Annotated in this window: 22 protein-coding genes; 13 read left to right on the top strand and 9 right to left on the bottom strand. The window is 39.4% G+C overall.

Annotated features, from left to right (window positions below; all coding sequences use genetic code 11):
• Nucleotides 1-42 precede the first annotated feature (42 nt).
• Both NA23_RS00655 and NA23_RS00660 read right to left on the bottom strand, forming a co-directional pair.
• The gene (locus tag NA23_RS00655; RefSeq protein ID WP_033191481.1) at nucleotides 43-1,821 is read right to left on the bottom strand and encodes an ATP-dependent nuclease; all 1,779 of its coding nucleotides are present in this window, start codon (nucleotides 1,819-1,821) and stop codon (nucleotides 43-45) included.
• 1,076 nt (nucleotides 1,822-2,897) lie between these two features.
• A complete protein-coding gene (locus tag NA23_RS00660) occupies nucleotides 2,898-3,173 on the bottom strand; it encodes a hypothetical protein (protein ID WP_236938408.1) in 276 nt (91 codons plus the stop codon).
• Nucleotides 3,174-4,059: 886 nt separating this feature from the next.
• On the opposite strand from NA23_RS00660, the gene NA23_RS00665 reads away from it, so the two are divergent.
• The gene (locus tag NA23_RS00665) at nucleotides 4,060-5,718 is read left to right on the top strand and encodes an ATP-dependent nuclease (protein ID WP_033191478.1); all 1,659 of its coding nucleotides are present in this window, start codon (nucleotides 4,060-4,062) and stop codon (nucleotides 5,716-5,718) included.
• 328 nt (nucleotides 5,719-6,046) lie between these two features.
• Complete coding sequence (locus NA23_RS00670; protein ID WP_145974430.1) at nucleotides 6,047-7,237, top strand: Fic family protein; 1,191 nt, start codon at nucleotides 6,047-6,049, stop codon at nucleotides 7,235-7,237.
• Between the two features lie 354 nt (nucleotides 7,238-7,591).
• On the opposite strand, the gene NA23_RS00675 is transcribed toward NA23_RS00670, so the two are convergent.
• The gene (locus NA23_RS00675) at nucleotides 7,592-7,756 is read right to left on the bottom strand and encodes a hypothetical protein (protein WP_236938412.1); all 165 of its coding nucleotides are present in this window, start codon (nucleotides 7,754-7,756) and stop codon (nucleotides 7,592-7,594) included.
• 276 nt (nucleotides 7,757-8,032) lie between these two features.
• On the opposite strand from NA23_RS00675, the gene NA23_RS00680 reads away from it, so the two are divergent.
• Nucleotides 8,033-9,373: a restriction endonuclease gene (locus tag NA23_RS00680; RefSeq protein ID WP_033191476.1), complete on the top strand. Its 1,341-nt coding sequence runs from the start codon at nucleotides 8,033-8,035 to the stop codon at nucleotides 9,371-9,373.
• Between the two features lie 146 nt (nucleotides 9,374-9,519).
• A complete protein-coding gene (locus NA23_RS00685) occupies nucleotides 9,520-9,825 on the top strand; it encodes a hypothetical protein (RefSeq protein ID WP_033191475.1) in 306 nt (101 codons plus the stop codon).
• Between the two features lie 5 nt (nucleotides 9,826-9,830).
• Here NA23_RS00685 and NA23_RS00690 read toward each other — a convergent pair whose 3' ends face one another.
• The 5 genes from NA23_RS00690 to NA23_RS00710 all read right to left on the bottom strand — a co-directional run bounded on the left by NA23_RS00690 (nucleotide 9,831) and on the right by NA23_RS00710 (nucleotide 14,420).
• Complete coding sequence (locus NA23_RS00690; RefSeq protein ID WP_033191474.1) at nucleotides 9,831-10,928, bottom strand: Fic family protein; 1,098 nt, start codon at nucleotides 10,926-10,928, stop codon at nucleotides 9,831-9,833.
• Between the two features lie 64 nt (nucleotides 10,929-10,992).
• Nucleotides 10,993-12,216, bottom strand: a complete 1,224-nt coding sequence (locus NA23_RS00695; RefSeq protein WP_033192534.1) for an RNA-guided endonuclease InsQ/TnpB family protein — start codon at nucleotides 12,214-12,216, stop codon at nucleotides 10,993-10,995.
• A gap of 186 nt (nucleotides 12,217-12,402) precedes the next feature.
• Nucleotides 12,403-13,572: an ATP-binding protein gene (locus NA23_RS00700; RefSeq protein ID WP_033191473.1), complete on the bottom strand. Its 1,170-nt coding sequence runs from the start codon at nucleotides 13,570-13,572 to the stop codon at nucleotides 12,403-12,405.
• Nucleotides 13,573-13,670: 98 nt separating this feature from the next.
• Nucleotides 13,671-13,946: a plasmid pRiA4b ORF-3 family protein gene (locus NA23_RS00705; RefSeq protein WP_249477096.1), complete on the bottom strand. Its 276-nt coding sequence runs from the start codon at nucleotides 13,944-13,946 to the stop codon at nucleotides 13,671-13,673.
• Nucleotides 13,947-13,958: 12 nt separating this feature from the next.
• Nucleotides 13,959-14,420: a hypothetical protein gene (locus NA23_RS00710; protein WP_033191471.1), complete on the bottom strand. Its 462-nt coding sequence runs from the start codon at nucleotides 14,418-14,420 to the stop codon at nucleotides 13,959-13,961.
• 579 nt (nucleotides 14,421-14,999) lie between these two features.
• On the opposite strand from NA23_RS00710, the gene NA23_RS00715 reads away from it, so the two are divergent.
• Entirely contained in the window at nucleotides 15,000-15,965 is a 966-nt protein-coding gene (locus NA23_RS00715) for a Fic family protein (protein WP_062946203.1), read from the top strand.
• An 85-nt stretch (nucleotides 15,966-16,050) separates the two neighbouring features.
• On the opposite strand, the gene NA23_RS00720 is transcribed toward NA23_RS00715, so the two are convergent.
• Nucleotides 16,051-16,479 carry a hypothetical protein gene (locus NA23_RS00720; RefSeq protein WP_052107114.1) on the bottom strand — a complete coding sequence of 143 codons (429 nt, stop codon included), beginning with the start codon at nucleotides 16,477-16,479 and terminating at the stop codon, nucleotides 16,051-16,053.
• A gap of 221 nt (nucleotides 16,480-16,700) precedes the next feature.
• Between NA23_RS00720 and NA23_RS00725 the strand changes: the two genes are divergently transcribed.
• The 8 genes from NA23_RS00725 to asnB all read left to right on the top strand — a co-directional run bounded on the left by NA23_RS00725 (nucleotide 16,701) and on the right by asnB (nucleotide 26,415).
• On the top strand, nucleotides 16,701-17,819 hold the full coding sequence (locus NA23_RS00725; RefSeq protein WP_033191470.1) for an AAA family ATPase: 1,119 nt from the start codon (nucleotides 16,701-16,703) through the stop codon (nucleotides 17,817-17,819).
• Nucleotides 17,820-18,369: 550 nt separating this feature from the next.
• The gene (locus NA23_RS00730; protein WP_033191469.1) at nucleotides 18,370-19,449 is read left to right on the top strand and encodes a TDP-N-acetylfucosamine:lipid II N-acetylfucosaminyltransferase family protein; all 1,080 of its coding nucleotides are present in this window, start codon (nucleotides 18,370-18,372) and stop codon (nucleotides 19,447-19,449) included.
• Between the two features lies 1 nt (nucleotide 19,450).
• A complete protein-coding gene (rfbA, locus tag NA23_RS00735) occupies nucleotides 19,451-20,323 on the top strand; it encodes a glucose-1-phosphate thymidylyltransferase RfbA (RefSeq protein ID WP_033192531.1) in 873 nt (290 codons plus the stop codon).
• Nucleotides 20,320-21,402 carry a DegT/DnrJ/EryC1/StrS family aminotransferase gene (locus tag NA23_RS00740; protein ID WP_033191468.1) on the top strand — a complete coding sequence of 361 codons (1,083 nt, stop codon included), beginning with the start codon at nucleotides 20,320-20,322 and terminating at the stop codon, nucleotides 21,400-21,402. The genes rfbA and NA23_RS00740 overlap by 4 nt, the downstream gene beginning before the upstream one ends.
• Nucleotides 21,403-21,404: 2 nt before the next feature.
• Entirely contained in the window at nucleotides 21,405-21,986 is a 582-nt protein-coding gene (locus tag NA23_RS00745; RefSeq protein WP_033192530.1) for an acyltransferase, read from the top strand.
• Nucleotides 21,983-23,002, top strand: coding sequence for a dTDP-glucose 4,6-dehydratase (rfbB, locus tag NA23_RS00750; protein WP_033191467.1), 1,020 nt, complete (start codon nucleotides 21,983-21,985; stop codon nucleotides 23,000-23,002). Before NA23_RS00745 ends, rfbB begins: the two co-directional genes overlap by 4 nt.
• A gap of 123 nt (nucleotides 23,003-23,125) precedes the next feature.
• Nucleotides 23,126-24,556 carry a lipopolysaccharide biosynthesis protein gene (locus NA23_RS00755; protein WP_033191466.1) on the top strand — a complete coding sequence of 477 codons (1,431 nt, stop codon included), beginning with the start codon at nucleotides 23,126-23,128 and terminating at the stop codon, nucleotides 24,554-24,556.
• Nucleotides 24,550-26,415: an asparagine synthase (glutamine-hydrolyzing) gene (asnB, locus tag NA23_RS00760; protein ID WP_249477098.1), complete on the top strand. Its 1,866-nt coding sequence runs from the start codon at nucleotides 24,550-24,552 to the stop codon at nucleotides 26,413-26,415. Before NA23_RS00755 ends, asnB begins: the two co-directional genes overlap by 7 nt.
• Nucleotides 26,416-26,418 lie beyond the last annotated feature (3 nt).

Genomic DNA, 26,418 nt, shown 5'->3' on the forward strand with positions numbered 1-26,418 from the left:
TAAACTTACATTAGTTTATCAGAGCTCTACTTATTTTTGTTATTAAGAGTTGAGGGCTTTTATTAGAAATTCTTTTATATCTTCCAGTTTTTTCAACATCTCCGTACGTTTTTTGAGTTTTTCTGGATCCTCCTCATCTTTCCAAATGCTGTAAAGTGCGTATAGCACGTTAAGAGGCTTTCTGTGACTATCTTTTGGTTTTTCGATTCCTAAGAAGTTTTCTAAGTCTATCTCAAAGTAGTAGATGCCTTTAGTAAGCTCAGTGAGGTTGTGAGATATAAATTCGTTAACAACTCTGTGACGGTTTTTGTTTGAGTCTTTGTCGATAATTACCGAATGTGGGATTCCAAGTTTGGTTAATAGGTTGACATACTTGTTGATGTTGTATTTTCCGAGGCAGTCAAGAAAGTATATACCTTTGTCCTTCAAGTCACTCCATTCATTATTTAACAAGAAGCTGAACAGTGCCTTTTCGGAAGCCCCTTCGCACAGTACGACGTGGTTTGAGAAAAAAATCGTTGCCCTTTCTTTGTCGATCCATAGGAAGTACTTAATGGATTCTTGTTCAATTTTCTCTTCTTCAGGAGGTTCATCTTTGAGTATCTTATTTATTTCGTCGCGTGTGCTTTTATCGCACTCTTGACTATTTGCAAAATCTTTCAGATAGTTAATTAGCTCTGTATTTTCTTGGAGGAGTGCTTTAATATCTTCCGAGTTAAGCTGATAAACCTTAGTAGTGCCATTCACCCGGTTTACCCTGCACAATCCTTCTAAATCAAGCAGATTTGGCGAGACAAAAGCTGGCGAATGGGTAGTAACTACCACTTGTATATTGTCCTGTTTTGCCAGTTCTCTGAGTTTCCCATTTAAAAACTCCTGTTGAGTTGGGTGGAGGTACACTTCGGGTTCTTCAAACAGCAAAAGGGTGAAGTCTGGATTGAATTCCTTTCGAGCAGATTTCTTTTTGGTGCTTTGCTTCTTTCTAAAGTCAGCGGCGAGTTTAATTAGCGTAAAGATTAGGTATCTTTGAACTCCCTGACCGCAATTGTTAATGTCGATGGTATCAGCGAGATTTTCATCTTTGATGTACGACTTCGTCAAGTTCTTTATTATTAGCTCCTCGGAAAGTGGCAGTATCTCAAGCCCAAACTCAAGATTCCAAGGTTTTAAAGCTTCGTTTACGTTTTTCATGAGAGCATTGATTGATAGTTCGGAATCTATATCACTTGACTGTAGGTCATTGGAGAGTTTTTCAAGTGCCTCCTTTGCTTTCTGATACGCTTTGCTACTTTCGAAGGTGCTAGCTGCAACAAGTTCAAGAAGGTCCCTAAAAGGGGATCGACCCGAGAGCTTTAGTGTTTCATTACTTGTGCTGACATCTGGTATGTAAACTAACTTGCCTATTTTTTGTTGCCCAACGTTTTTGGCACCGTAGAAAGGTGTTTCTGACAGTTCTCCATTTGATTTATAAGCATATATACCACCGAGTTTATCTTTGTCTTCTGTATAAAACCACTTTCTAATTTTCAACGTGTTATTGGGTCCCTGATATTCTTTTGGTAACGATTTAAATTCTTCGTCCGTCAAATGATAGAGCACTTCAATCCAGCTTTCTTGAAAGTTTGTATTCTCCGATTTGTGGAGCTTTGGTAGGTCCCGTTCTTTTTCAAAAGCAAGATCCCCATACAAAACTCGAAGGGCAGACATAATGTTTGTCTTCCCAGTGTTGTTTGGACCCATCAGTACGCTGTAATCCTTCATATGAAGGGTAACATCCGTGATTGAACGGAAGTTGTGAATAGTAACTTCTTTGATTTTCATACCCCTTCCCCCCTTCTAAAGAGTGAATTTTTTTCGCCAGAAATAAACAACAGTCAACAACATAAATTTTTCATGCTTAGCGCAAGCTAAAATGATGCCGTTATGTTGTCTTTTGACCGGGTAGTGGTGTGAATCACTTTATTATTATTGTATCACAACATTAACAAAAAACATTGTGAAATTTTCTGCCAATCCTTAAGCTAAATGAAGTAAAGGCACGCAAGATTATATCTTTATTAACTAACTATTGCACATAAGCCAGAAGCAATTCATTATGACGTTTATTTCTCTTGGACTACAAAATTGCATACACAAACTTAAACTTATGTCAGTTAAAATCGCTACCTGTGTTATTTTATATATGGTAAGCTTAAAAGAATTTCAGAGACACCTGCAATAATCTTGAAGAGTTTGGGGATGAGAACGGTATACACAGGAAGGAGGTGAGTTAGTATGAAAGGATATTCAAAAGACATCTTCTGGTAGATTGCTTTGTTAGCACTTCTTTTTGGTAGCATACTTATCGATGCCATTTTATCGGATGATTAGAACGACGGTACGTCGGACCTTCGAGTTAAATTATTCAAAGAACTTGTTCGCTCTTTGATTAAACTATGCCTCAAGAAGTTGTACAATGTGCTTAAGGAACGAGTAGGTGAACCAGACTCGAAAGTCTTGAGAAAAATGGCTGAACTAGTTGAAAAAGTTATTTTCTGAAAGAATGAACAGGCAACAGCGTCACAGGTACACCGAATATTATTTTTCGCGAAGGTTGAACTACGTACAAAGCAGTCTCATCGTTGAATTTTGACAGTAGGCGCCCTACGACCTTCTGAAATGCTGTTGTTGTATCGAGAAGGCACCTTTTTACCGCATCGGGTTGGAAGGTACCGTGCAGCAACCTCTTCCAATGCTGGTAGTTCTACCACGAAAGGAAATATGCTCGAAGCGCAGATTTTGACCTTTTTAACTATGACCTTGTCAGGGATTTGAACTACCATCCGGAACCAAGAATCCAAGACCGACTGTTGAATATTTTGCACGAGGCCAGGCACCCGCCTGGCTTTTTGAATTATTCAATCAACATCACTATCGGAGTAGAATAGTTCGTTGACTTCCGCAAGTTCGTCTGGAGAAACGTAGTCGAAGCGAATGGGTGTAAATGGCAAATGTGTGCATTTTGGTGGTTTTTTGCCGTTTATCGTGATTGATACTACTTTGTTCCTTGTGTACCAATTCAAGAACTGTTCTTCATCTCCCTTCCATCGAATTCTTGCAAGCCCACCATTAGGATATACCAAATAGTCTGCTTGAAATCTTCGTATAAACAAAGGAATGCTTTGTTGATACACCTAAAGTATGATCTTCTTATGAAATCTCTTCTGTGGCGGATAACATTTGCAGGCAACCTCGACAGGAAACATTACGGCGATTCTAAAGCCCCACCTTTAGGTTTATCGTCCAGCTTATTGCAGTAAAAATTTACAAAACTGCTATTTTTTATTAACATCACACATGGTAAAATAAAAGTAACTTTCTTTTTTCATGAGACTAAAAAGCATTTATCTAATTCACTTAACACACAAACATTCATTTGGTTAGACCAGACATTTAAACCAACGTGAGTTTGGAAGAAAGATTGTAAAAGTAACTCTGCTGTGAAGGAACGGGAAAAATCTCAAAAAGACACGTGTAATGGTTACGAACTCCTGAACGAAAACAACGCACCCAATGTTATTACCGCTTTGCTAGAGTACCATCCCCAGTATTGATAAGCTGCATGCGTGATTTAGCAGGTTCTTGATCATCTCAGCGCCTATTTGAGTTTCTGTAATTCTCTTAGTAATCAAGAGTTTTAGCAATATGAAAACCAAGCATTCGTAATGGGAAGAAAAAATCCTTAGGCTTTTGGAATCTAGAAACGAAGGAATGTACTTATAGGCTTGGAGAAGCTACCGGCGATTACTAAGCCCCGCCAATCACCTTCACAAACTTGATAATAAAGTTATATTCAGTGGATGGCTTTTTCTCTTGCAAATTCTGTAACTCATCTACGGTCGGGTTGCGTTATAAATGGCCTCTCCTAGGGAATGCCCCTTTAAAAATTCTGCAATGCTTTTAATTGACAGAAACAAAAGTTTGATGGAAAAGGGTACGTTTCTTAGGAAATAATATGGACTTCGGAAATTTTTAATACTTTTAGTTAACAGCATCAATCACTTAAAAGGGGTATCAAGGATGATTAGACTAAAAAGTATTTTTATCAAAAACTATAGGTCTATAGGTTCCGAAGGAATTACTATTGAATTTCCAGAAAACCAACCCGTTGTAATAATTGGGGAAAACAACTCTGGGAAAACGAATATATTACGTGCCGTAGATGTTCTATTCGGAGAGTGGAATCCGAAATATAAAGAGTTTGAGGCTTGGGATTTTTTTAACAGAAGTGAAGAGAACATAATTGAGCTTAAGGCAGAAATAGAGCAATTCGATGGTATGTTACGTGAATCTTCATCAACTCTCAAGCGCTTGGAACTAAAAGTTGAGAAGGGGAAACAAAATGTCTTAACTATCATCAACGAAGACGGAAGTAACGATGAGCGTCAAGCGAATTACGTTCGAGAACAAATCGCTTCGATTTTTATTATGTCTGAGCGCAACTTAGCGTATCAATTGAGTTACGCAAACAAGTATACATTACTATCCAGAGTTACTAAAAGATTTCACGAGAGCCTTGTTGAAAATAAAGAAAGAGTTGAAGCGCTAAAACATTATTACGAGAGCATTATAGATGTGTTTAATGAAGTAGAGGAATTCAAAGAATTTAAGAAAATGATAAGTGGAAGTATGAATAATTTTCTTTCAAACATGTCTTACGCACTTGGGATAGATTTTTCTGCGTACGACCCTAGCAATTATTATAAGAATTTACGGCTAGTTCCCGTTGAGAACAATGTTGTTCGTGAACTTGAGGAACTTGGTACGGGGCAACAGCAAATACTGGCTATTTCTTTGGCATATGCATATGCAAAAGCTTTCAAAAGCGATTCAAGCCTGATTCTAATTATAGACGAACCCGAGAGTCATTTACATCCTATGGCTCAGAAATATGTGGCGAAGGTTCTTTACGAAATGGCAAAAAATGGCTTGCAGGTTATTATTTCAACACATAGCCCATATTTTGTTGACTTAGAATATTTAGAGGGAATTAACGTTGTTAGAAGAGAAAATGGTTCTACCAGAGTGAAACAGATAAGGCGTGAAGGATTAGCTAGATATTGCCAAGAACATGGAGCTACTAAAGCGAGTCCTGACAAGATAGTACCATTCTATGCAAAAAGCGCTACTCCAAGCATTCTTCGGGGGTTATTTTCCAAGAAAGTGGTCTTGGTGGAAGGACCTTCGGAAGAACTTGCATTGCCAATTTATCTAGAAAAGGTTGGGCTAGATTTGGTCAAGGAAGGAATCGATGTGATCAGTGTTGGAGGCAAGGGTGAAATACCAAAGTGGTGGCGTTTCTTTACTGTATTTGATATTCCCTGCTATGTTTGTTTCGATAATGATTCTAGTAAAGACAACGGTAGGAAGAAAACAACCGACATTTTGAATACAATAGGAATGGCTGAGAAAAACTTCTACAACGATTTTATTGAAGATAACTGGGTTATAACTGCATCTTGTTGTGTGTTTGAGAAAGATTTTGAGGACTCTCTTAGGAAGCATTTTAAAGAATATACTATGTTGGAGGAGAATGTAAGGAACCAACTTGGAGACTCGAAACCGCTTGTTGCAAGAGAGGTTGCATTGGCGCTTTGCACAAGCCACTTCAGGGAAGATGATGAAGGTTGGCAAAAATTTAGAAAACTTAAGGATGTTCTACTGAAATTACGAAGATAGTAGAAGGATTAAATAACAGCGTTAACCTTCCCTTAGTTCTGCCAGTGAAGTTCTATGAACCACAGTTTAAGCCTGTAATAGGGTGAAGCTTAAGCGTTTTCATGAAAAGTCCTTATGCCTATTGAGAGATTTTACATTAAAATCAACGCAAACTTCCCGAATCCCTTCCACAAAAATTCACGGTTTAACATACACACACCACCCACGGTCTATTGTTGTTTGGATCTTATTGAAAATCCTTTTAGATTTGGCCGTGAACGGTTCTTTTGTTTTTTGATTTTGAATTAGCTTTGCAGTAAAATAGAAGTTAAAAGTTGGTTGTTAATTTTTGGTAGGTAAGGGTGATGGTTGTATGGCGTATTATTCTGGAAATTTGAAATTGATTGTAGACTGGCGTGATGATGTTTTGATGGATTTTGTTGATGATTTGACCTTAGAGCAGATTGAAGGCGAACTGCTCTGGGAGGAAGCCTGGCATTCTTGCGCACTTGATGGTGTTATTGTGCCACGTGAGGAGTTGGATGCGGTTAAAGAAATCGCTGCTAAGAGGTTGGAGTATTCAGAAAAGATAATCGAGAAGATGTTGAAAGGCAAGATTAGTGAGAAAAAGCTGTCTGATGTTTTGAGTTACTCGTTTGATGATATAAAACCGAGCTGGGCGGAAGTGATAAGGTACTACGAAGTTGCCATGGCGATGTATGGTATGGCACTGGAGATGCGCGAAAACGTGTTGTTTTTACTTCCAAAACTGCCAAGGTTGATTCACAGAAGTCTGTTCTATGGTATCCCTGGGAAGGAGAAGAGTGGGGAGTACAGAAAGACATCAAGTATCGAAGATGCCGGTGTGCCATCTTTGCTGAAAGAACTCGCCCCAAAGGATAATATCGAAGAGTTCATGAAAATTTGGTCTGAATTTACGAGACTTTTGTTTGTGCAAAGGTGGAATTATACATTGGATAATGTTGAGTACTCTCACGCATTGTTCATGAGCATCCTACCTTTCGAGTACGGAAATGGTCGAGTTGGTCGGATTATCATGAACATGCTTCTTTTGATGGCTAAGTACGGGAACGCAATTATTTCATCCGATGAAGAGGAAAAGAAGATGTACTTCAGAGGACTTGAGAGAGGAGCAAAGGTATTCCACGAACAGTTTGTATCAGGCCAGACACTTCCAATGCAATTGGCAATTCTATACCAAATGCGAAGAAGTAGCGATTTGATAAAAAGCATTGTGTACGGTTTGGCTGATTCGTATGATATTTTGCTAACTTATTATCTGAAGGACAAGCTTGTCCCATTGAGCGAGTTTGTTAAGCAGAGTGGGAAGAAGCTTTCTGAAGTTCAGCGGTTGGTGCGAAGTAGAAAGCTGATTCGCAAAAAGATAGACGGAGAATGGTATGTATATTCTGAAATTGCACCAAAATCACTCGAAGAATTTCTTGGCTCTGGTAGGATGAATACCGTTGAGAAAGAATCCAAGCAAAATGATGGGGCAAAAAAGAAGAACAAGAAATAGTTTTTAATTCATTTGCAGGTTCAGGATTATACCATTCAAAGCTGTACGAAAGAAGAAGTGATTAAAAGTGGGCCGGCAAGATTACTTGGTACAAAATTTGACCTATCGAAAGTTCAATTTTTTATTTTTTTGACCTATTGGTAGGTCAAGATTTGGCTGTTGCATTAGCTTACCAAAATGATGCGTCATGATGCATCATTGATGCGTCAACATATCTCTGTGATGCATCAATTTTATACCATGATGCATCAGTTCTGAAGTAATGCCAAGCTGTAAGTATCTAAAACTTGTGGATTTCGAAAACACTGCTGAAATTAAAAACGCCAGGCAGCTGCCTGGCGTTTTTTCAATCATTTACTCATCCTCACCATCTGAATAGAATAGTTCATTAACCTCCGCAGGCTCATCTGGGGAAACGTAGTCGAAGCGAATTGGTGTAAACGGTAAGTGCGTGCATTTGGGTGGCTTTTTGCCGTACATCATTATAGATACCACTTTGTTTCTTATGTACCAATTCAAAAACTGCTCTTCATCTCTCCTTCCGTCGAATTCTTGCGAGGCTGCTATAGGGATGTATCAAGTGGTTTGTTCATTTGATTGTTAATGCCCAAAAAATGCCATCCTTTCGGTAAGCTGTGCCTTTATTATTAATTGGTGTATTAGCATTTAAGTACGCAGAGATTTTGCGCCGTAAAAGGTAACTGATACTTGGGAGGAATAAACAGCACGAAATGAATAGAGTGATAAAATATTAAATAGGGTGCTATCAACGTATCTTCGAAGGAAGTGATATAGATGTCACAAGAGTGGCTACTTCCTGAGGAATTTACAGATAATGACTTTGAGGACTATGTTTCAGCATTATTACAAGTATCAGGAATGTTTGTAGAACGAAATGTTAAAATGGACAACACTCTCGAACTCGACGTAATAGTAACCGAGCTTTCTCAAAATGAGTCGCCAAGTACAACTATTGTCGAAGTTAAATCCGGCGACTGGGGCTTGGAAGATGTGTTCAAGCTCAAAGGCTGGATGGACTTTATCGGGGTAAATAAAGGGCTTTTTATCTACAGCACACGAAGAAAAAAGGAAATAAGCGAGGAAGTCAAAAGAAGATTTATGGAACTTGGGGTCCAACTGAGGTGTTTACCGCAAACTTTGAGTGAATTCGAAAAAGCTATCCAAATCCTATGTAATGAAGAACATGTTACTGTAGACGAAAAGGATGTCAAAATTTGGATGATTACACAACGAATTGAAAGAAAGTTGATGAACTTCTTAAGTTCCTTAAGAAAACATCCAGGAAAGAAATCCTCTCTACTCGAAAACTTTAAGGCAATATCTTCCAATACTAATGAGCATGCTGAACTTCTACATGAATACTATCGTATGATAAAGGACAAAGTGTTTTTCCTAAACGAGAATTTTGAAAAGCTGAAGGAACTTTACAGGGAATGTCAGAAAGGGAAGTATAGAGTTTCTGAACAGTGCGTAAGCGATCATTCAAAAAATCAAAGTGAAAAGACAGGAGGGATTCCAGAGGAGCTTTTTGAGCGCACTTTTTACGATTGCGAATTCAATATACTTCAGATTTCCACGTATATAGAACATATGGCAAGGTTATCTATACTGAAGACTGCTGTCGGGCTAATGTTATGTAAAAACTGGAAAGACTCATATGAGGATGATGAATCGATACCAAAATCATTCTACGGTGGCTTGTGTACGCTTGAGAACGAAAGTTATTCTTTCCTCTATCCTGTTTTTTGGCAATGGTTCTTGCTAGTTTTTGGTGGTTTTATCTTGCGAGACCGTGAGAATGAGGAGTTTGAGATATTATCCAAAAAAACAAAGGTGCCAGTTGAGGAGATACGAAAAGCTTTAGAAGTGTACGACAGGTTTTTTCCAAAGTTTTACGGTTCAGAACCAAAACCGTGGTTTGTGGACTTGTCAAATGAACTAAAATTGGTCTCTTTGTTTTCATGTGTGTTTCAAGGTGTTGGAGTTTATTATCGAACTCTTTTGTATGGAAAGCCTGGTGATGTTAAGAGTCTTGGGATTTCTGATCGGCGCACGTTGGACTACTTAGAGAAGTGTTATCATCTTGCTGAGACTGTATTTAACTCAAAAGATTGAATCATGCACTAACGAGATACAGCTCTAGAAAGAACCATCTTTTGTTTCTTTCCACCAAAAAGTCACCTGGAAGTCAAGATTGGTAGGACGGAGCGTGGACAAGCTAATCAGTGATTAAGGCTTATATGTTAACTAAGTGAGTTAAAATGGAAACTGAAAAAGTTTTCCTCGTAAATGCCGTTGTTTATGTTTTGTACGCAAGCAAATCCTACCTTGATTCGTCCAAGAAGATAGAATCCCAGATAGCTATGATACTTAAGTCGTTCAGTGTAAACGTCTTCTCCTTCATCCAATTTGCCTTTTTTCGAAATGTACGATACATTGTACAAACCGAACCTGTTTGTCCGATTGGAAGCGAAGTTTATTTTATTTTTTCCTACCTGGTAGCATACTTTTTTGCACACTGCTCTCAGCTTTGGTTAACTGTTCCCGCTTCTTTCAGGCAGGTGTGATGAGGTTAAACGGGAGCAATCTCGGGATATACGTACCATTTTCCATCTATCTTTTTGCGAATTAGTTTTCTGGTGTTGAGCAAGTAGTTTACTTCGGACGGTTTTTTTCCGATTTGTTTTGCGAATTCGCTTAGTGGAATGAGTTTGGCGCTCAAATATTTTGTGAGCAAGATATCGTACGAATCCATCAAACCGTATGCGATTGCTTTTGTAAGATGCCCGGTACGTTGTGCTTTGTATACGATTTCAAGTATCTTCAGTTCCGGTGGACCAAATTCCAAATTCGGTGTTAGTATGAGTGTAGCTATTTCAATTCCTTTTAGGTATGTTTCTTTGTCCTTCCCTTGGGATGGGATGATTGCGTTTAGGTAGGATGCAAGCATTAGTAGAATGTTCAGAATGATTCGACTGACTCGACCATTCCCATATTCAAAAGGTAGGATACTCATGAACAATGCGTGGGAATGTTCCGCAGCGTTAAACATGACCTCGTCAGTTAATCTTCTTTTTTTCAGCAAGAACAATGTGTATTCGGCCCAGAGCTCCATGAGTTTTTCGATGTTGTCTTCGGGAGCATATTTTACGAGCAGAGGTGTAATACCAAGGTCTTTGCTGAGTACTTTCTTGTTGTTTGGTTTTCTGTACTCTCCGGCTCTGTTCTTTTCCGGAATGCCGTAGAACAAGCTTGCGTGGATTATTTTTGGTAACAAATGAATTTGTTGGAGTATATTCATGTCTTCTTGCAATGCCAAGGCATACATTGAGGAAGCCACTTCAAAATATCTGATTAGCTCAGCCCAGCTCGGCTTTATTCTGTCAAATGAATAGCTGAGAACTTTTGAGAGTTCTTTTTGACTGAGCCTCCCTTGCAAGAATTCTTCAATAACTTTATCAGAAAGCACGGCTCGTTGTTCAGCTATTTGCTTGATTTGTTCTATTTCCTCTCGTGGTACGATAACACCATCGAGTGCACAAGAGTGCCAAGCTTCTTCCCAGAGCAATTGGTCGGTAATATCGTCTAATGGTAAGTCTCCGACAACGTCATCGAGCATAAATTCACGCCAGTTGGTTCTTGAAAGCAGGTTTCGAGGATTGTAGGACATGCCATTTCATCTCCTTTCCAGAGAGTTAATTGACACTCCCAGTCCCCTAAAGGGGATGGGATTCTTAGTAGCTCAAGGCTACCTTCCATGGAGCTGTTTTGACTCCATGGCTACAAAGGTGTGGCTTAAATCTCACACCTTTGACGGGTGCCAACCCCGCTACTACTTGGCCACCGCCAAGATACCTTTTGTATATGTTTATCGCTCCTACTCCGTCCCTGTGGTACTCAAATCCACACTTTGCACACTTGTACCTGCGACCTTCTGAGTGATTTTGTTGTCCGCACACCGGACACGTTCTGCTTGTACAACTTTCTGAAATTTGCTCAACTTTTATTCCGTGCACCTGCGCTTTGTACATTATTAGGTTTGTTATTCGTCTAAAGCACCACTGATGCACTTTTTGCATTGCGTTGTCGTTGCCTTCTACTCTTTCTCGAATGTTTGTGACATCCCCTATCACGATGGTGCTTATTGCTTTTTGATAACACATCCCCACAAATTGGCTCGTGATTTTGTGTAGTATATCGTTCAGCTGGTTGCTTAGTTTTCTCAACAGTTTGTTTTTTGCTCTTAGAAGCTTTCTGTACCTTCTTGAGTCTTTTTTGCATTTGCTGATTGCTGACTGGAGTTTTGCCAGTTCTTTGTTCCTGTAGCGAAGCACCTGGTTCAGTGCACCACCATGATATGAAACGACTTCTTGACCATCAAAGAAGGTGATGGGACGGAGTATGCCCAAATCTACCGCTGCAAGCTTTGTGCTTTTTTCTTTGCGCTCTTCAATCTTCACCTCTATTCCAAGGTGAAGATAGTATTTGCCTGCTTCATGCACCAACTTAGCTTGTCTAATCTTTGCAGCAGATGGCAGACTTGTTTGAATCTCAAAAGGCTCTCTGTCTTTGCCTAAGGATAGCCTCAATCTACCATCGGGCAGAAGTTTGATTGCACTATCTTTCCAAATGAAGGGCATGAACTTTTTTGTTTTGTACGGTGGTTTTGCATCAGGATTGGACTTAAGGGCTTTAAAATAACCATCGAGGGCTTGGAAGTAGAGTTGGACGAACGCTTGCTTTGAGTGAGTGTGAATATTGATGCTGGAAGCCCAACGAAGGATGAACTTCTGTGCGCTATTTTCAGAAAGCCAGAAGTCTTTCTTTTGTTTGATTTTCCTGACAAGAGAAAGAGTTTTGTTGTAGATTCTTGCTGCAGTTTGGTTAAGTTCGTTGCACATAGTATACAATTCAGCTGGAACAGGAACTTTGTAGGTTCGGATTATATATTTTGGCATGTGCGCTGGCTCACCTCCTTTCTTAACAATTATACTAGAGTTCTTGAACAAAACTTGCAAGCCCTTACTACTCCCCTAAAGGAGAGTAGCTTGCGGGCTTGTTAATGTACTGTCAATCTCAAAACAAGTGAAGGTTTTGAGTACGTGGGATCAGTAGATTTTAAAAGCACTGGAAATTATACATTTTCACCACCCCATTCCGAGTGTCCACATGGGAATGGCATTTCTCACCGGCAGGTCTATATCGTCCCTTATCGCATAATGTGCCTGCTTTCTTTTCTTGTTAGCCCCTCCTATTTCTATGGTTATGTTGTTGTATACGTAGTCACCTTTTGTTTCATCTTTTTGAGCCAATAGTGTCCCTCTATCTTTTAGTGCAAAGACGACAAATGCTTCACGGAAGTTGCCGATTTCTCCATCCAATGCGCTGTAGATAACTGGGTCTGAGAAGAATATTTTCGCACCTTTTGAGTATGGGCTTTCGATGAGAGATTTTTGAACGATGGTTACGAGCCCGACTTGGCCCATGGCATTTAGAAGTTGATAGAGCTTTTCTTTGCTCAGTCTCCATTCTTTGCACATGCTTTCTACGTTTATTGTCGGTATTTTCGAGTATGCCAAATAGCTAACGATGGCGTTCATGACTCCGAAATGGTTCTCACTTAGTGTACCAACGATGTGAGGGATATCGTAGTAGATGGATTTTTGGATGATGTTCATGATGCGGTCTTTGAAGTTTGGTTCAGTGTAGAATGGTCTTGTGCCGTGGTCTTTATAGGATTTGAAGTATTTCATCACGTCGACCTCTCGGAGTATTTTCATCGATATATCCGATAGTTCGCTACTGAACGGGTCGGTAATAACAGGCAGTATTTTTCCTGTCTCAAAGTGTATGAACTCTCGTAAAGACATGAGGGGAAGTGAGATGATAACGAATCTTCGCGAGAGTTCCGCGATGCTTTTGTGCAGCATTATCGAACTACTATCACTAATCCATATTTTTTTGTTCGGAAATGAATCGTAAAGACTTTTGAGTTGGATTCCCCAATCTTTTAGAAAATGTATTTCATCGATGATTATTCCATCGTAGGATGAAAGGATATGTTGGCTCAGCTCGTAGAACGGGACAACACCAACAAGCGGGTCGTCTGCGGATATGTAGAACATGTTTTCTTCCTGCGCGATTGAGAGCAGGAATGTCGTTTTTCCACTACCACGAGGTCCACATAATAATATTCCTCTGCTTACGAAGCGCTTTTTCAATTCCTCAAAGTACAATCTTCGCTTTGCTGGAAGAAAAGATATAGACCTTTTCATTCTCAATTCAAGTAGTTCCAGCACATTCTCGATGTTCATGACCTACACCTCCAAGTGTTGTGCAAGTTTCAGAACTATTATACATCATTTTCGTTCTTTTTCAAAACGAAAAATGCAAAAAATTTAGAAACCGTTCTCTAACAGAACGATTTTGTTTGAAATTCGTTCTCTATGGAAACGAATCGGTAGAACGATTTGGAGCTTATGCTTACAAGATTAAGGATAGATAGTGTCTGAGCGTGTTCACTCTTCAGGTTCTTCTTCCAGCTCTTCTTCGTATCAGGATACTGCTTTGGTGGCTTGCCGAAGATTTCAAGGATTGCAGGGGATTTCTTGTTCGGTTCTGGTTCGGTGATTTTCTTTAGTTCCACAATGAACTGCCACTCATCGCCGTAGTCAAATAGGAATAGCATTTTTTGGCGGGGTCATGTGAAAACTTGGCAGACTTTGACTTTTTTTACACCTTTCTTTGTCGGTAGGTTCTTGATTATACGCTCCACTAATTTGTACTTCTCGGGTGGCAGGTCTGAGAATAATTTTTTAAGGTCCACTATGCCTTCATCACCTTCCAAGTCTGTTTTGAGTTCGTATCGTACTTTTGAGTTGATCCAGTTTTTTGTGTTGTCAAAAAAGTCGAAGAGATGGTCGAAATCAAATTCGAAAGCGTCGATGATCGTTAATCCCGGTCGATAGGGTGTGGTTTTGCCCAGAACTGCGATGACTGGGTACGGTGGCTCATCAACTTCTTCCAAGAATGGCGCACGTATCCAAGATTTTGCGAGGGTGACTCTGAAGATGTAGAGATTGTTGTTTAATTGAGAGCTGCTGAGAGTTTTTTCGTTTTTGCCTTTCGTGCGTTCAAACTTTCTTTTTTCTTGCTTGTACACTCATTATTTTAACAAATTTTGGCTTTAGAATTTTTGAATCAAAGCTGTTGAAAGCGGAAGATTTGTGGTATAATATTTTTGGGACCACCCTTGACCTCTCGTTTGTTTGGATTATTTGAAAATCCTTTTGAATTGGGGCGTGGGTGGTCCCTTTGTTTTATATTTAAAAACAGTCTTGAGACATCACTAAGTTAGATGTGAACTGGAAAAGTGAGAAGAAATAGTCAAAGCAGTAGTTGTGTGTGGTGAGATTAAAGCGACAGATGAGGCCAAGAACTTTGCAAAAAAACACATAAATTGTAAGCGACAGAAAATAAAGTACATTTTCAAAGGCTCTTGCTAATCGTGAGTACGACTTTGTGATAAAATAAAGATAGCTGTGATTGAACAATGTTCTGTCTTTTCGTATTACACTAAAGTTATTAACAAATTTCACAGGTGTAACTACTTGTCCAGATATCGCTTTTTAACTTCAAACAGGACAAAGGGATGCTGTTCGAAAATTATTTAGATAAAGAAACTTTGGTTCAGATGTATACAGCCTCTCGAAAAAAGTGGACAAAATACGGAGGTTACAATATGAATAACATGTTAACAAGGCTAGTAGAGTGCAGAAGAAGTGTTTTTAAACCTATCTTTGTTGAAATAACAAATAAAGAATGGTTATATATGCTTAAGGAAGAAACAAGGAATTCCCTGATGATTGAGGGCATTTTTGTGGATGAGGATGAATTAGACAGAGCTTTGAATACAAACTACAAGTCGGCAAGTGAAGTGGTGAATTATTTTAAAACGGCAAGATTTTTCTACAATCTAGCTTTTGAGTATTCCAAGACGCAGGAAAAGTTGTTGACTGTTGCTTTAGTGAGAACATGCCACAGAATGTTGTTTGATGGTTTAATCCAGAATGAAAGCCGACTTGGGAATTTTAGATATGGACCAATAAAGATAACCGGTGCGAAAATTAAACCACCAGAATACGATATTGCAGACTGGGTTAAGTTGTGGATCAGATATGTAGAATATGCCTATCAAAAACACCCGGTTCACGAAGCTACCGCAAGAACTCATGTGTTGTTTGAAAGCATCCATCCTTTCGAGGATGGTAACGGCAGGATAGGGAGAATTTTGACGAATACTATTTTGATCTACTATGGATATTTGAATATAGTAGTTAAAGGTATGGATGACAGTGAGCGTATGGAATATATTAAGGCGTTGGAAAGTGCGGAAAAAGGGATTAGAAAGTTGTTCCGAGAGTCAGCAAACGATCAAACGCCAGAGAAGATAGATGCAATGTTCTCAACGGAGGATACAAAACCACTTGCAAGAATGATAGCGTACAGTTTAATCGAGGCTTTTGATAGGGAAATTTGTTCTGCTAATAGGGATAAATTGGTTAAAGTCGACGAATTTGCAAATCAGATTGGAAAGAGTGCGGATGCAGTGAGAAAGATGATAGAACGTAAGCAATTAATTGCGATAAAGCCAGAGGGTAGGTGGTTGGTGTATCCACAACTTTTGAGTGATTGTACAATAGAATGATAAGTATTTAACCTTGTGGATTTTAAAAACACCGAAGATTGGAAAAACGAAAAACGCCAGGCGCCTGCCTGGCTTTTTCAGTCGTTCAATCATCCTCACCATCTGAATAGAATAGTTCATTTAATTCTGCAAGCTCATCTGGGGAAACGTAGTCGAAGCGAATGGGTGTGAATGGCAAATGTGTGCACTTTGGTGGTTTTTTGCCGTACATCATTATAGATACTACTTTGTTTCTTATGTACCAATTCAAAAACTGCTCTTCATCTCCCCTTCCGTCGAATTCTTTAAGGCCTACCATTAGAATATACCAAATAGTCTGTTCGAGGTCTTCATACGAATAGAGGAATGCCTTGTTGATACCCCAAAAGTATGCCGTCCATCTGCGCACGAGGTGCTTGTAGCTTAGCACTTTTTCGTGCCATTTGCGGATGTCTTCTGATTTTGCGGCTGGTTGTTGGTCTTGCTCTTCTTGCCCGAATTGTTCTTCAAACGGATTTTGTTTACCTTGTTGCATTGGATTAACCTCCTTGCAGATGAGTTTTGAGGATGGTTACCAGTGGGGGGTGTATACATACGTATACATATAATACCAAAATTTTCTCCCCTATGTCAAGGGGAGAGTGACAAGGGAAAGATACAAAACGCATGCCAATTAGATGTATCTACTGAGTTTTACACTTTCTTTGGATAAATTTTTTGTTCCACGAAGGGATACAACTAATTGGAGGTGGTTGTATGGCGAGTGTGTCGAATCCGTTCAAGATTGGTAAGTTGTACAGTGCTAAAGATTTTATCGATAGATGGAAAGAGTACGAGAGTCTTTGCAGTGCAATCGAGAGCGGAAACAACGCTGTAGTTGTTGCTCCAAGAAGGTTTGGCAAGACTTGGCTGCTTCAAAAGTTTATGGCTGAAAGCGGTTATCCTGCGGTCTATGTTGATTTGTTCGGGTTATTTTCACTGCGCGGGTTTGTGCAAAAGGTTGTGAAGCAGGTATACGAGCTTTTGAAAGAAGAAAGTCCCATGGTGTTTGTTGGTAAGTATTTGAAGAATTTTGCAAGGTATGTAAAGTTTTCAGTTGATTTGGGAAGTGTTTCATTTGCGCTGGATGGTGATGTGAGTGATGATATACTCATTGAGCAGATGTATGAGCTTTTGGAAGGTGCACAGAAGGCCGTTGGCCGAAGGCTTGTTGTGATTCTTGATGAATTCCAAGCCTATGGAGCTATATCTGAAAGGTTGCCCGAGAGTTTGAGGAGTTTTTTCCAAACAAGAAGCGATGTGCTTTTTGTCTTTTCCGGCTCGATGAGGCATATGATAGAAGAGTTGTTCTTTGAAGCATCCGGTGTTTTATACCATTCCTGTTTGCGAATCGATATGACGAGCATGTTGCCTGAAAATGAGTGTGTTGAATATATCCTCAGAAAGTTTGAGGAAACGGATAAGAATATAAGTTTAGAGAGTGCAAGGAAGGTATACGAGCTTACGAAAGGGCATCCGTATTTTCTTCAACTTTTGTGCTATGAACTGTGGAACAAAACGGAAAGTTCTTCGGGTATCGAGCAGGTGGAAGAGGTATTTGATTATCTGTGCGATAGGGAGGCGTACGGGTACGATATGATAATCGAAACACTCGACTACAAGTATTTGAGAAATGTGCTAAAATTAATAAGTGAACAGGATGGGGATTATTTTAGTGCGGAGAATTTGGAAAAGTACAAACTCCCCAGTGCAGGTGCACTGAACAAACTTCTCAAAAGATTGACGCAGCACGGCATACTGGAAAAGCAAGGCAGAGGGAAGTATCAGATAATCGATCCGCTGTTTGAGAGGTATGTAGTGAGAAGGTTGGATTAAACATACGGGAGATGAATGGAGACGCAAGAAACTTAAGAGAGTATGTTAAAGTCTGAAGAATCATTTGCTTGCTGCGCGCTTTTAAGCTTCTTTAGAACAGTACTCGAAAGGTAGTTAATGTTTCGATAATGACAAGAAGCGCAACCAGAAAATGAGGCTATTTGACTTAACAAAAAAGGTAGCGTTGTGCACCTGTGCGGATACGAATTGGTTAAGATTAAGTCTAACTATGGGATGTTGATGGTTTATCTTTCATAGTTTATCAAGTTTTAAGGTAGGAAATTAATAAACATTGTATAGAAAGATTTCTGCAGTTTGTCTGCCATCACATATATCGGCAGTGATTGTAAGCTCCACAGACTTTACTTTGAACCACAACACTTGTGGATTTTTTTTTGAGATGTTCTTTTACTGAGTCTAGTTTTTTATTTTTGATTATAAGATTTCAAAATTCAAAATTTCGTAAGTAGCAAGTGATTTTCTTGCATCTGTTTGAATTTATATTGTAGTAACTTTTGGATCTAATTCTTCTCAGTTTGGGGTGATTTGGGTGTTCACACACATTTTCCTTACCGACAGCATTTACACTCATAATTACGTGAAGTTTATCCTCAGGAATTTCCCTGCGGAAGACCATGTGTTTTGGACAGTTAAACCAGATATTTACCATGATCTTAGTAATGCTCAAATCAAGAAAATAGATCCAGAGGATTTGATCGATACTTTTAGATTATATCGTTTTGCAAGAAATTCGAGAAAAGTAATCATACATTCGCTATTTTACACCAAATTCTATCCTGTTCTTTTTGTGCAACGGTCGCTATTAAGAAAAGCGGTTTGGATCATTTGGGGTGCAGATTTGTATTCTTATTTGAATTCACACATAATTAACAAGCCAAAGAAATTCAAGCTCAAAGTAAAAGCGTATATGTACAAAAAGATTGTGCAGAATTTGAGGTGGATAGGTAGTTTGGTCAAAGGAGATTACGACCGATTAGCTGAGCATATAGACACCAAAGCAGAGTGGAGGCATTTGTTCTATCCGAATCCCGTTGACTTTGATTTGCTTGATAAGATCCTTGAAAATAACTCTGGTAGAAGTGAATCCAAGATAGTACTGTTGAACCACAGTTCAAGAGCAGATGGATTTCATATTGAAGCACTTAACTTCTTAAGAAACTATGTGACTCACAACACAAAAATAATCTGTCCTTTGTCGTACGGGAATAAGGATTATGCACAATACGTGATTGAGTGTGGACAAGAAATGTACGGTGAAAGATTCGTGCCATTAACGGAGTTTTTGAATCCTCAGGAGTACGGCAAGCTGCTTAATTCAGTAGATGTAGCAGTGTTTAACCACAGCTATCAAGCTGGACTGGGGAATATACTTGCCTTGCTCTATCTTGGAAAAAAAGTATACATCAGGTCAGAAACGAGTCCATGGAAAATGTTAATAGATCTTGGTGTCAAAGTATTTGACACCAACTGTTTAACTGGTGGTAGAGAAACCGATTTCTGGTACATGAGTGAAGAAGATAGAGAGAATAATCGCAGGATAATCAGAAGAGAGTTCTCAGAGGAAAAGTGTGCACAATTGTGGAGAAGTTTTTTTGAAGAAGGTGATTGATGTGAAGGGGATAGTCTTGGCTGGGGGTTCGGGTACTCGCTTTTATCCTGCCACAATAGCGGTGAACAAACAACTTCTACCATTGTACGACAAACCGCTGATATACTATCCGCTCTCTGTCCTAATGCTTGCAGGAATTCGAGAGATTCTCGTTATTTCAAGTGCCGAGTATTTACCACTTTATCAAAAACTGCTTGGTGATGGTTCGCACATAGGTGTTCGTTTTGAGTACAAAGTTCAGCAAGAGCCAAGAGGCATTGCTGAAGCTTTTCTGATTGGGGAAGATTTTATTGAGGATGATCCAGTGTGCCTTGTGCTTGGAGATAATGTGTTTTTCGGTCAAGCTTTTACACCGATACTGCAACGGGCAGCGAGATTAAAAGAAGGTGCGATAATTTTTGCCTACCCTGTGCGAAATCCAAAAGACTTTGGCGTAGTTGAGTTCGATGAGAATTTCAATGCGATAAGTATTGAAGAAAAGCCAGCAAATCCAAAATCAAACTACGCGGTGCCAGGATTGTACTTCTACGATAACAATGTCGTGGAAGTAGCAAAGACAATAAAGCCATCATGGCGAGGGGAACTGGAGATTACGGATGTGAATAAGGAGTACTTAAGGATGGGGAAGTTGAAGGTAATTCCATTGGGCCGAGGCTTTGCGTGGCTTGATACAGGCACACCGGAAAGTTTTCTTGAAGCAGCGAATTTCGTTGCAACGATACAAAAACGTCAAGGATTATACATTGCTTGCTTAGAAGAGATAGCATACCGAATGGGGTTCATATCAAGAGAGCAATTAATTGAGCTTGGAAAAAGGATGGAGAAAACGGAGTATGGTAGGTATCTATTAGAAATAGGGAGAGAAGAACGATGATAAATGTGACAAGAAGTGTAATGCCGAGTTTGGAAAAATACGAGGAAAAGATAGAAAAGCTTTGGGAAACGCGGTGGCTGACGAACAATGGAAGCTATCTACAAGAACTTGAGCAGAAATTGTCAGAGAGGTTTGGGACAAATTGTGTGGTGGTATCAAACGGAACGCTCGCACTTTTGATTGCAGTTGAGCTTTTTGAATTTCCGAAAGGCTCAGAGATTATTGTAACACCGTTCACATTCGCAGCGACAGTTGAAGCAATAATCTGGCAAGGATATGTTCCTGTGTTTGCTGACATTGATCCAGAGACGTTCAATATTTCTCCATCCGAAATAGAAGAAAAGATAACAGAAAAGACAGTGGCGGTCATGCCGGTGCACGTGTTCGGAAATCCATGCGAAGTTGAACGAATCGAAGAAATAGCTAAGAAGCATAACTTAAAAGTAATATACGATGCCGCACACTGCTTTGATGTGTATTACAAGGGTAATTCGATATACAAATACGGTGATGTTTCAATAGCGAGTTTTCATGCAACAAAGGTGTTCCACACAATAGAAGGTGGAGCGATAATGTCTGATAATAGTGAATTAATAAGAAAAGCAAAGAGATTAAGGAATTTTGGATTTGATGAGAATATAAACATAGTTGAAGCGGGAATAAATGCGAAGATGAATGAGTTTCAAGCTGTGATGGGGCTTTTGAACCTTGAAATTGTTGACGAAGAGATAGCAAAAAGAAAGATGGTTTTTGAAAAGTACAAAGAGCTGCTTTCAAAAGCTCGAGTGGAGTTTCAGAAAATGAATCCATTCACCACAAAGTACAACTATATATACATGCCCGTTTTGTTTGAGACCGAGCAGGTAAGGGACTTGGTCTTTGAGGAGCTTAAAGTGGCAGGGTACAACACGCGAAAGTATTTCTATCCTTCGCTGAATAAGGTATTTTCAAACCAGTCGTGCCCCAATTCTGAGAACATAGCTTCACGGATACTACACTTGCCTTTGTACGGTGATTTGGAAGGTGAACATGTTGAGAACGTATGCAACATCATCATGAAAATAGCGGGGGTGAAGTGATGATGGCTGTCAGAACGTCATTCTATACAAGGGAAGAACTGGAAGAAATAGGATTTGCAAAGCTTGGGCAGAATGTTCTGATAAGCAGAAAGGCTTCTATATATTCACCTGAGTTGATGGAAATCGGGGATAACGTAAGGATAGATGATTTCTGTATAATTTCTGGAAAGATAAGATTGGGCAATTATATCCATATTGCATCTGGATGCTATCTTTTTGCTGGAGAGTATGGTATAGAAATGGAAAACTTTTCTGGTCTGTCAAGTAGGGTTACAATATATGCTGTGACCGATGACTACAGCGGTAAATATTTGACAAATCCTACTGTACCTGAAGAATACAGAAATGTGATTGGGGGTAAGGTTCACATTGGAAAACATGTAATTATAGGTACTGGGTCAACCGTGCTCCCAGGTGTGGAGATTGGAGAAGGTGCGGCCATAGGTGCTATGAGCTTGGTTACGAAATCTATACAACCATGGAAAATAGCAGTCGGTATACCTGCAAAGGAAATTCGTGAAAGAAGTAGGGATTTGCTTGAACTAGAACAACAGTTTTTAAAAGGCAGGTCGGACGCAAAATGAAATACTTAATTACCGGTGGAGCAGGTTTCATTGGAACGAATTTTATCTATTACATGCTTGAGAAACATCCCGAGAATGAGTATGTGTGTTTGGACAAACTGACGTACGCAGGTAATTTGGCTAATTTGAAGAAAGCAATGGAATACAAGAACTTTCGGTTCGTTAAAGGTGATATAGGGGATAGGGAGTTTGTGTTTAGTTTGTTCGAGCAAGAAAAGTTCGATATTGTTGTGAACTTTGCAGCAGAATCGCACGTTGATAGATCCATCGAAAATCCTGGCCCTTTTCTTACTACAAACGTGCTTGGAACACAAGTGTTGCTTGATGCGTGCAGAAAGTACGGAATAGTAAGATTTCATCAGATTTCAACGGATGAAGTTTATGGGGATTTGCCACTTGACAGGCCTGAGTTGAAATTCAAAGAAAGTGATCCTTTGAAACCATCTTCACCGTACTCAGCTTCAAAAGCGTCAGCTGATTTGCTCGTGCTTGCATATCACAGAACGTACGGTTTGCCTGTTACCATCTCAAGGTGTTCAAACAACTACGGACCGTACCAGTTTCCAGAAAAACTGATACCACTGATGATAATAAATGCGATGAACGAAAAAGAGCTACCGGTTTATGGAGCAGGGCAGAACGTAAGGGATTGGATATACGTAACAGACCACTGCGAAGCGATAGAATTGATACTTGAGAAAGGCAGGGTGGGGGAAGTGTATAACATAGGTGGAAATTGCGAGAAGAGGAATATAGATGTTGTGAAGATGATAGTTCAAAAGTTAGGAAAGCCGGAAGAATTGATAAGGTATGTGAAAGACAGGCCGGGGCATGATTTGAGATATGCGATGGATATTAGTAAGATGAGAGAAGAATTCGGATGGGAGCCGAAGGTTGGATTTGAGGAAGGGATCGAAAAGACGATAGAGTGGTACAGAAGTAATAAAGAATGGTGGATGGAAATTATTAACGGGGAGTACATGGAGTATTATGATAGAATGTACAGTAAGAGGTAGTAAAAATCGATTTGATGACAGCAAATTTTAGCACAATAGTGGTTACAACTTTGACCTTGAAGTAGTTTTTCTATATTTTTTATAAACTGAGCATTTAGAATACATTGGAGGCTACGATTTGAAATGAAGAAATACATAAAATCTTACTTTTCATTTTCTCTTGGAATCTGGTTAAAAGCCTTTATATCTGTGGTTACAGCTCCAATTATTTCATATTTGATATCACCTGAAGAGTTTGGCAAGGCTTCCATGTTCTTGGTTGCTTTTTCGGTGCTAAATATAATTGCTTTGTTAGGAACCGACCAAGCTTATGTTAGGTTTTTCAACGAGTACGAGAAAGAAAAAAGGGCCTTTCTTTTTTCAAATAGTCTTTACACGTCCTTGATTAGTGCCACTTTTATTTCTATGATAATTTTGATAGCTGATAAGAAAGTAAGTTTACTATTATACGGTTCGGAGCACAGATTCGTTAATTTATTACTAGTTATTACAGTTTATATATCGATATTCCAAACTTTTAACCAGTTCACGGTCATGATGGAAGGTAATGGATTTCTTTATTCTTTGATAAATGTTGCAAATACTTTGGTCACTATTCTATCTACAATATTTTTTGCTTTGATGCTGAACAGGAGTTTTTATGCTATTGTTTTAGGCAATCTATTCGGATATTTGGCTGCGATAGTAGTCGGTGCAACAAAAACCCCGAGTTATTGGAAATTACGTCGAATGAATTGGACTGAGGTCAAGAAGATCCTGGCTTTTGGAGTTCCACTGGTTCCAACATTCTTGGTTTCTTGGGTCTACACATCAATTGATAGGATAAGTTTAAGGCAGTACGGCACACTTGAAGAGATTGGACTGTACAGCGCAGCGTATAGAATCGTTACTGCGATCAATATTATTCAAGGCGGGTTCTCGTCTTTTTGGATTTCGACAGCGTACAAGGAGTATGAGAAAGATAAGAACAACACTCAGTTCTTTAAAAAGGCTCACGATATGGTTGGGCTCGTTTTGTTTATAGTTGCGTTTTTGGTCCTTGGATTCAAAGACGTTATATTCTTGATTTTTTCTAAAAGCTACAGAGTGAGTGCTAATATAGCTCCTTTCCTTATTCTCATGCCAATTTTGTATTCTCTTTCAGAAACAACGGTTGGTGGTATAAATTTTACTAAAAAGACATATTGGCATTTTGTCATCCTAATTGTTTGTGCTGCGACAAATTTCTTAGGGAACTCGATGCTTGTGCCTTTGTATGGTGCCAAAGGAGCTGCTGTTTCAACTGGTCTTTCTTATGTTATGTTTTATTTCATGAGAACGCTGATTTCAGAAAAAGTCTTTCGTGTTGGTTATGATTTAAGGAAGTCGACTATAGGTATCGTGCTCCTCATTATCGCAGCAGGTATTGGAACTCTTACAAGCAAGATTAGTGTGAACCTGTTAGTCATGCTTACTAGTATGGGCTTGGTTGTTCTGGTTTATAAGGAAGAAGCAAGTTTCTTGCTTGGAAGTGTGAAGCAGCTTCTCAAATCGAAATCGGATAATTCTTGGTAGTATTTGGGGGTGCAACGATGTGCGGCATTGCTGGGATAATAAAAACCGATGATGTTCCAGTTCGACAAGATGAGATCAAGAAGATGACAGATGTGGTAGCCCATCGAGGTCCCGATGGGGAGGGGTTCTATTTTGGAAAAAACTTCGCATTCGGACACAGAAGGTTGGCGATAATTGATTTAACCGATGCGGGAAAACAGCCGATGAGGTATGAAGGTAAAAATGGTACATATGTTATTACTTACAATGGTGAGGTGTACAATTACATAGAATTGAAAGAGGAACTTATTAAAGACGGGTATGTATTCAATACGCACACAGATACAGAAGTAATTCTTGCTGCGTACGATAAGTGGGGAAGGGATTGTGTTAAGAGATTCAACGGGATGTGGGCGTTTGCAATATACGATGAGAAGCGGAATGAGATATTCCTCTCAAGGGACAGGTTTGGAATAAAGCCGCTTTATTATACAAAACTCGGTAATTATTTTGCGTTTGGTTCTGAGATAAAGCAGTTCACAGTGCTTGATGGTTGGAAGGCTAAATTAAACAGAGCAAGGGCGTATGATTTTCTTGCGTTGTCAATTTCAGATCACACCGAAGAAACGCTTTTTGATGGTGTATACCAGTTATTTCCAGGGTTCAATCTTGTGTACGACCTTTCAACGCACAAATACGCACTTTTTAAATGGTATGACCTAAATGATATCAAAGAAAATAAAGATATCTCCTTTGATGAAGCCTGCCGAATGTTTAGAGAACTTTTGTTCGACTCGGTGCGGATACATCTAAGAAGCGATGTGAAGGTCGGTTCGTGTCTTTCCGGGGGACTTGACAGTTCAACACTTGTTTGCGTTATGAACAGGTTAATAGATAACAAAGAAAATCAGGAAACAGTATCGGCAACGACGGAAGTCAAAAGACACAGGGAAATTGAATACGCACAAGAGGTGGCGAAATACACAGGTGTTAAGTTGCACGTCATTTATCCTACTTTCGATGAGCTAAGTGAAAAACTCCAAGAGATAGTGTGGTATCATGATATGCCGTTTGGTTCAACGTTTATATTTGCACAGTGGAAGGTTTTTGAGACCGCTCGAAAGAACGGACTGATAGTTATGCTCGATGGACAAGGTGCTGATGAGATTCTGGCAGGGTACCACCATGTGTATGGACCTTTCCTGGCTTCTCTTCTTAGGAAATTGGATATAGGTAGATTTTTCAAAGAGTTTAATGCAATTTCAAAGCTTGGATATTCAAAAGGGTTAATTTTCAAGCTTGTGATGGCTAATTTAATCCCACAGATGCTTGCTGGAAAGCTCAGGAAGTTAAGGCGTAAAGAGTCCTTTTTTAGAAGTGTTGAAGGTGCATCTGATTTCTCATTTACATACAAAAACATGCGTGATTACAGGATAGATATGTTTTACAAAACAAGTTTGATTCCTCTTCTGAGGTACGAGGATAGAAACTCTATGAGATTTTCCGTCGAGGGAAGAGTGCCATATCTTGATTACCGCCTTGTTGAGTTTATGCTTTCGCTTCCTGAGAAGTATCTTGTTCAAAACGGAGTTACGAAAGTAATTTTAAGAAATGCGATGCGCGGGATTGTACCGGACAAGGTACTTGATAGGAAAGATAAGCTGGGATTTGAAACACCAGAGAGTGTCTGGATGAGAGAACATGGGGATTTTGTTCTGCCAAAAGTGAAAGAAGCCATAGAGCTGTCTGGAGGACTTGTAAGCGAAAGATTCATAGATTACGTAAGAGACTTTCTTGAGTCGAAAATACAGTACGATCGAGTAATATGGAGAGTACTCATCTTTGGAGAATGGATTAAGAAGTTCGATGTTCGAATCTAATGG

Origin of the sequence: Fervidobacterium islandicum (genome assembly GCF_000767275.3) — a bacterium.
GTDB classification, from domain to species: domain Bacteria; phylum Thermotogota; class Thermotogae; order Thermotogales; family Fervidobacteriaceae; genus Fervidobacterium; species Fervidobacterium islandicum.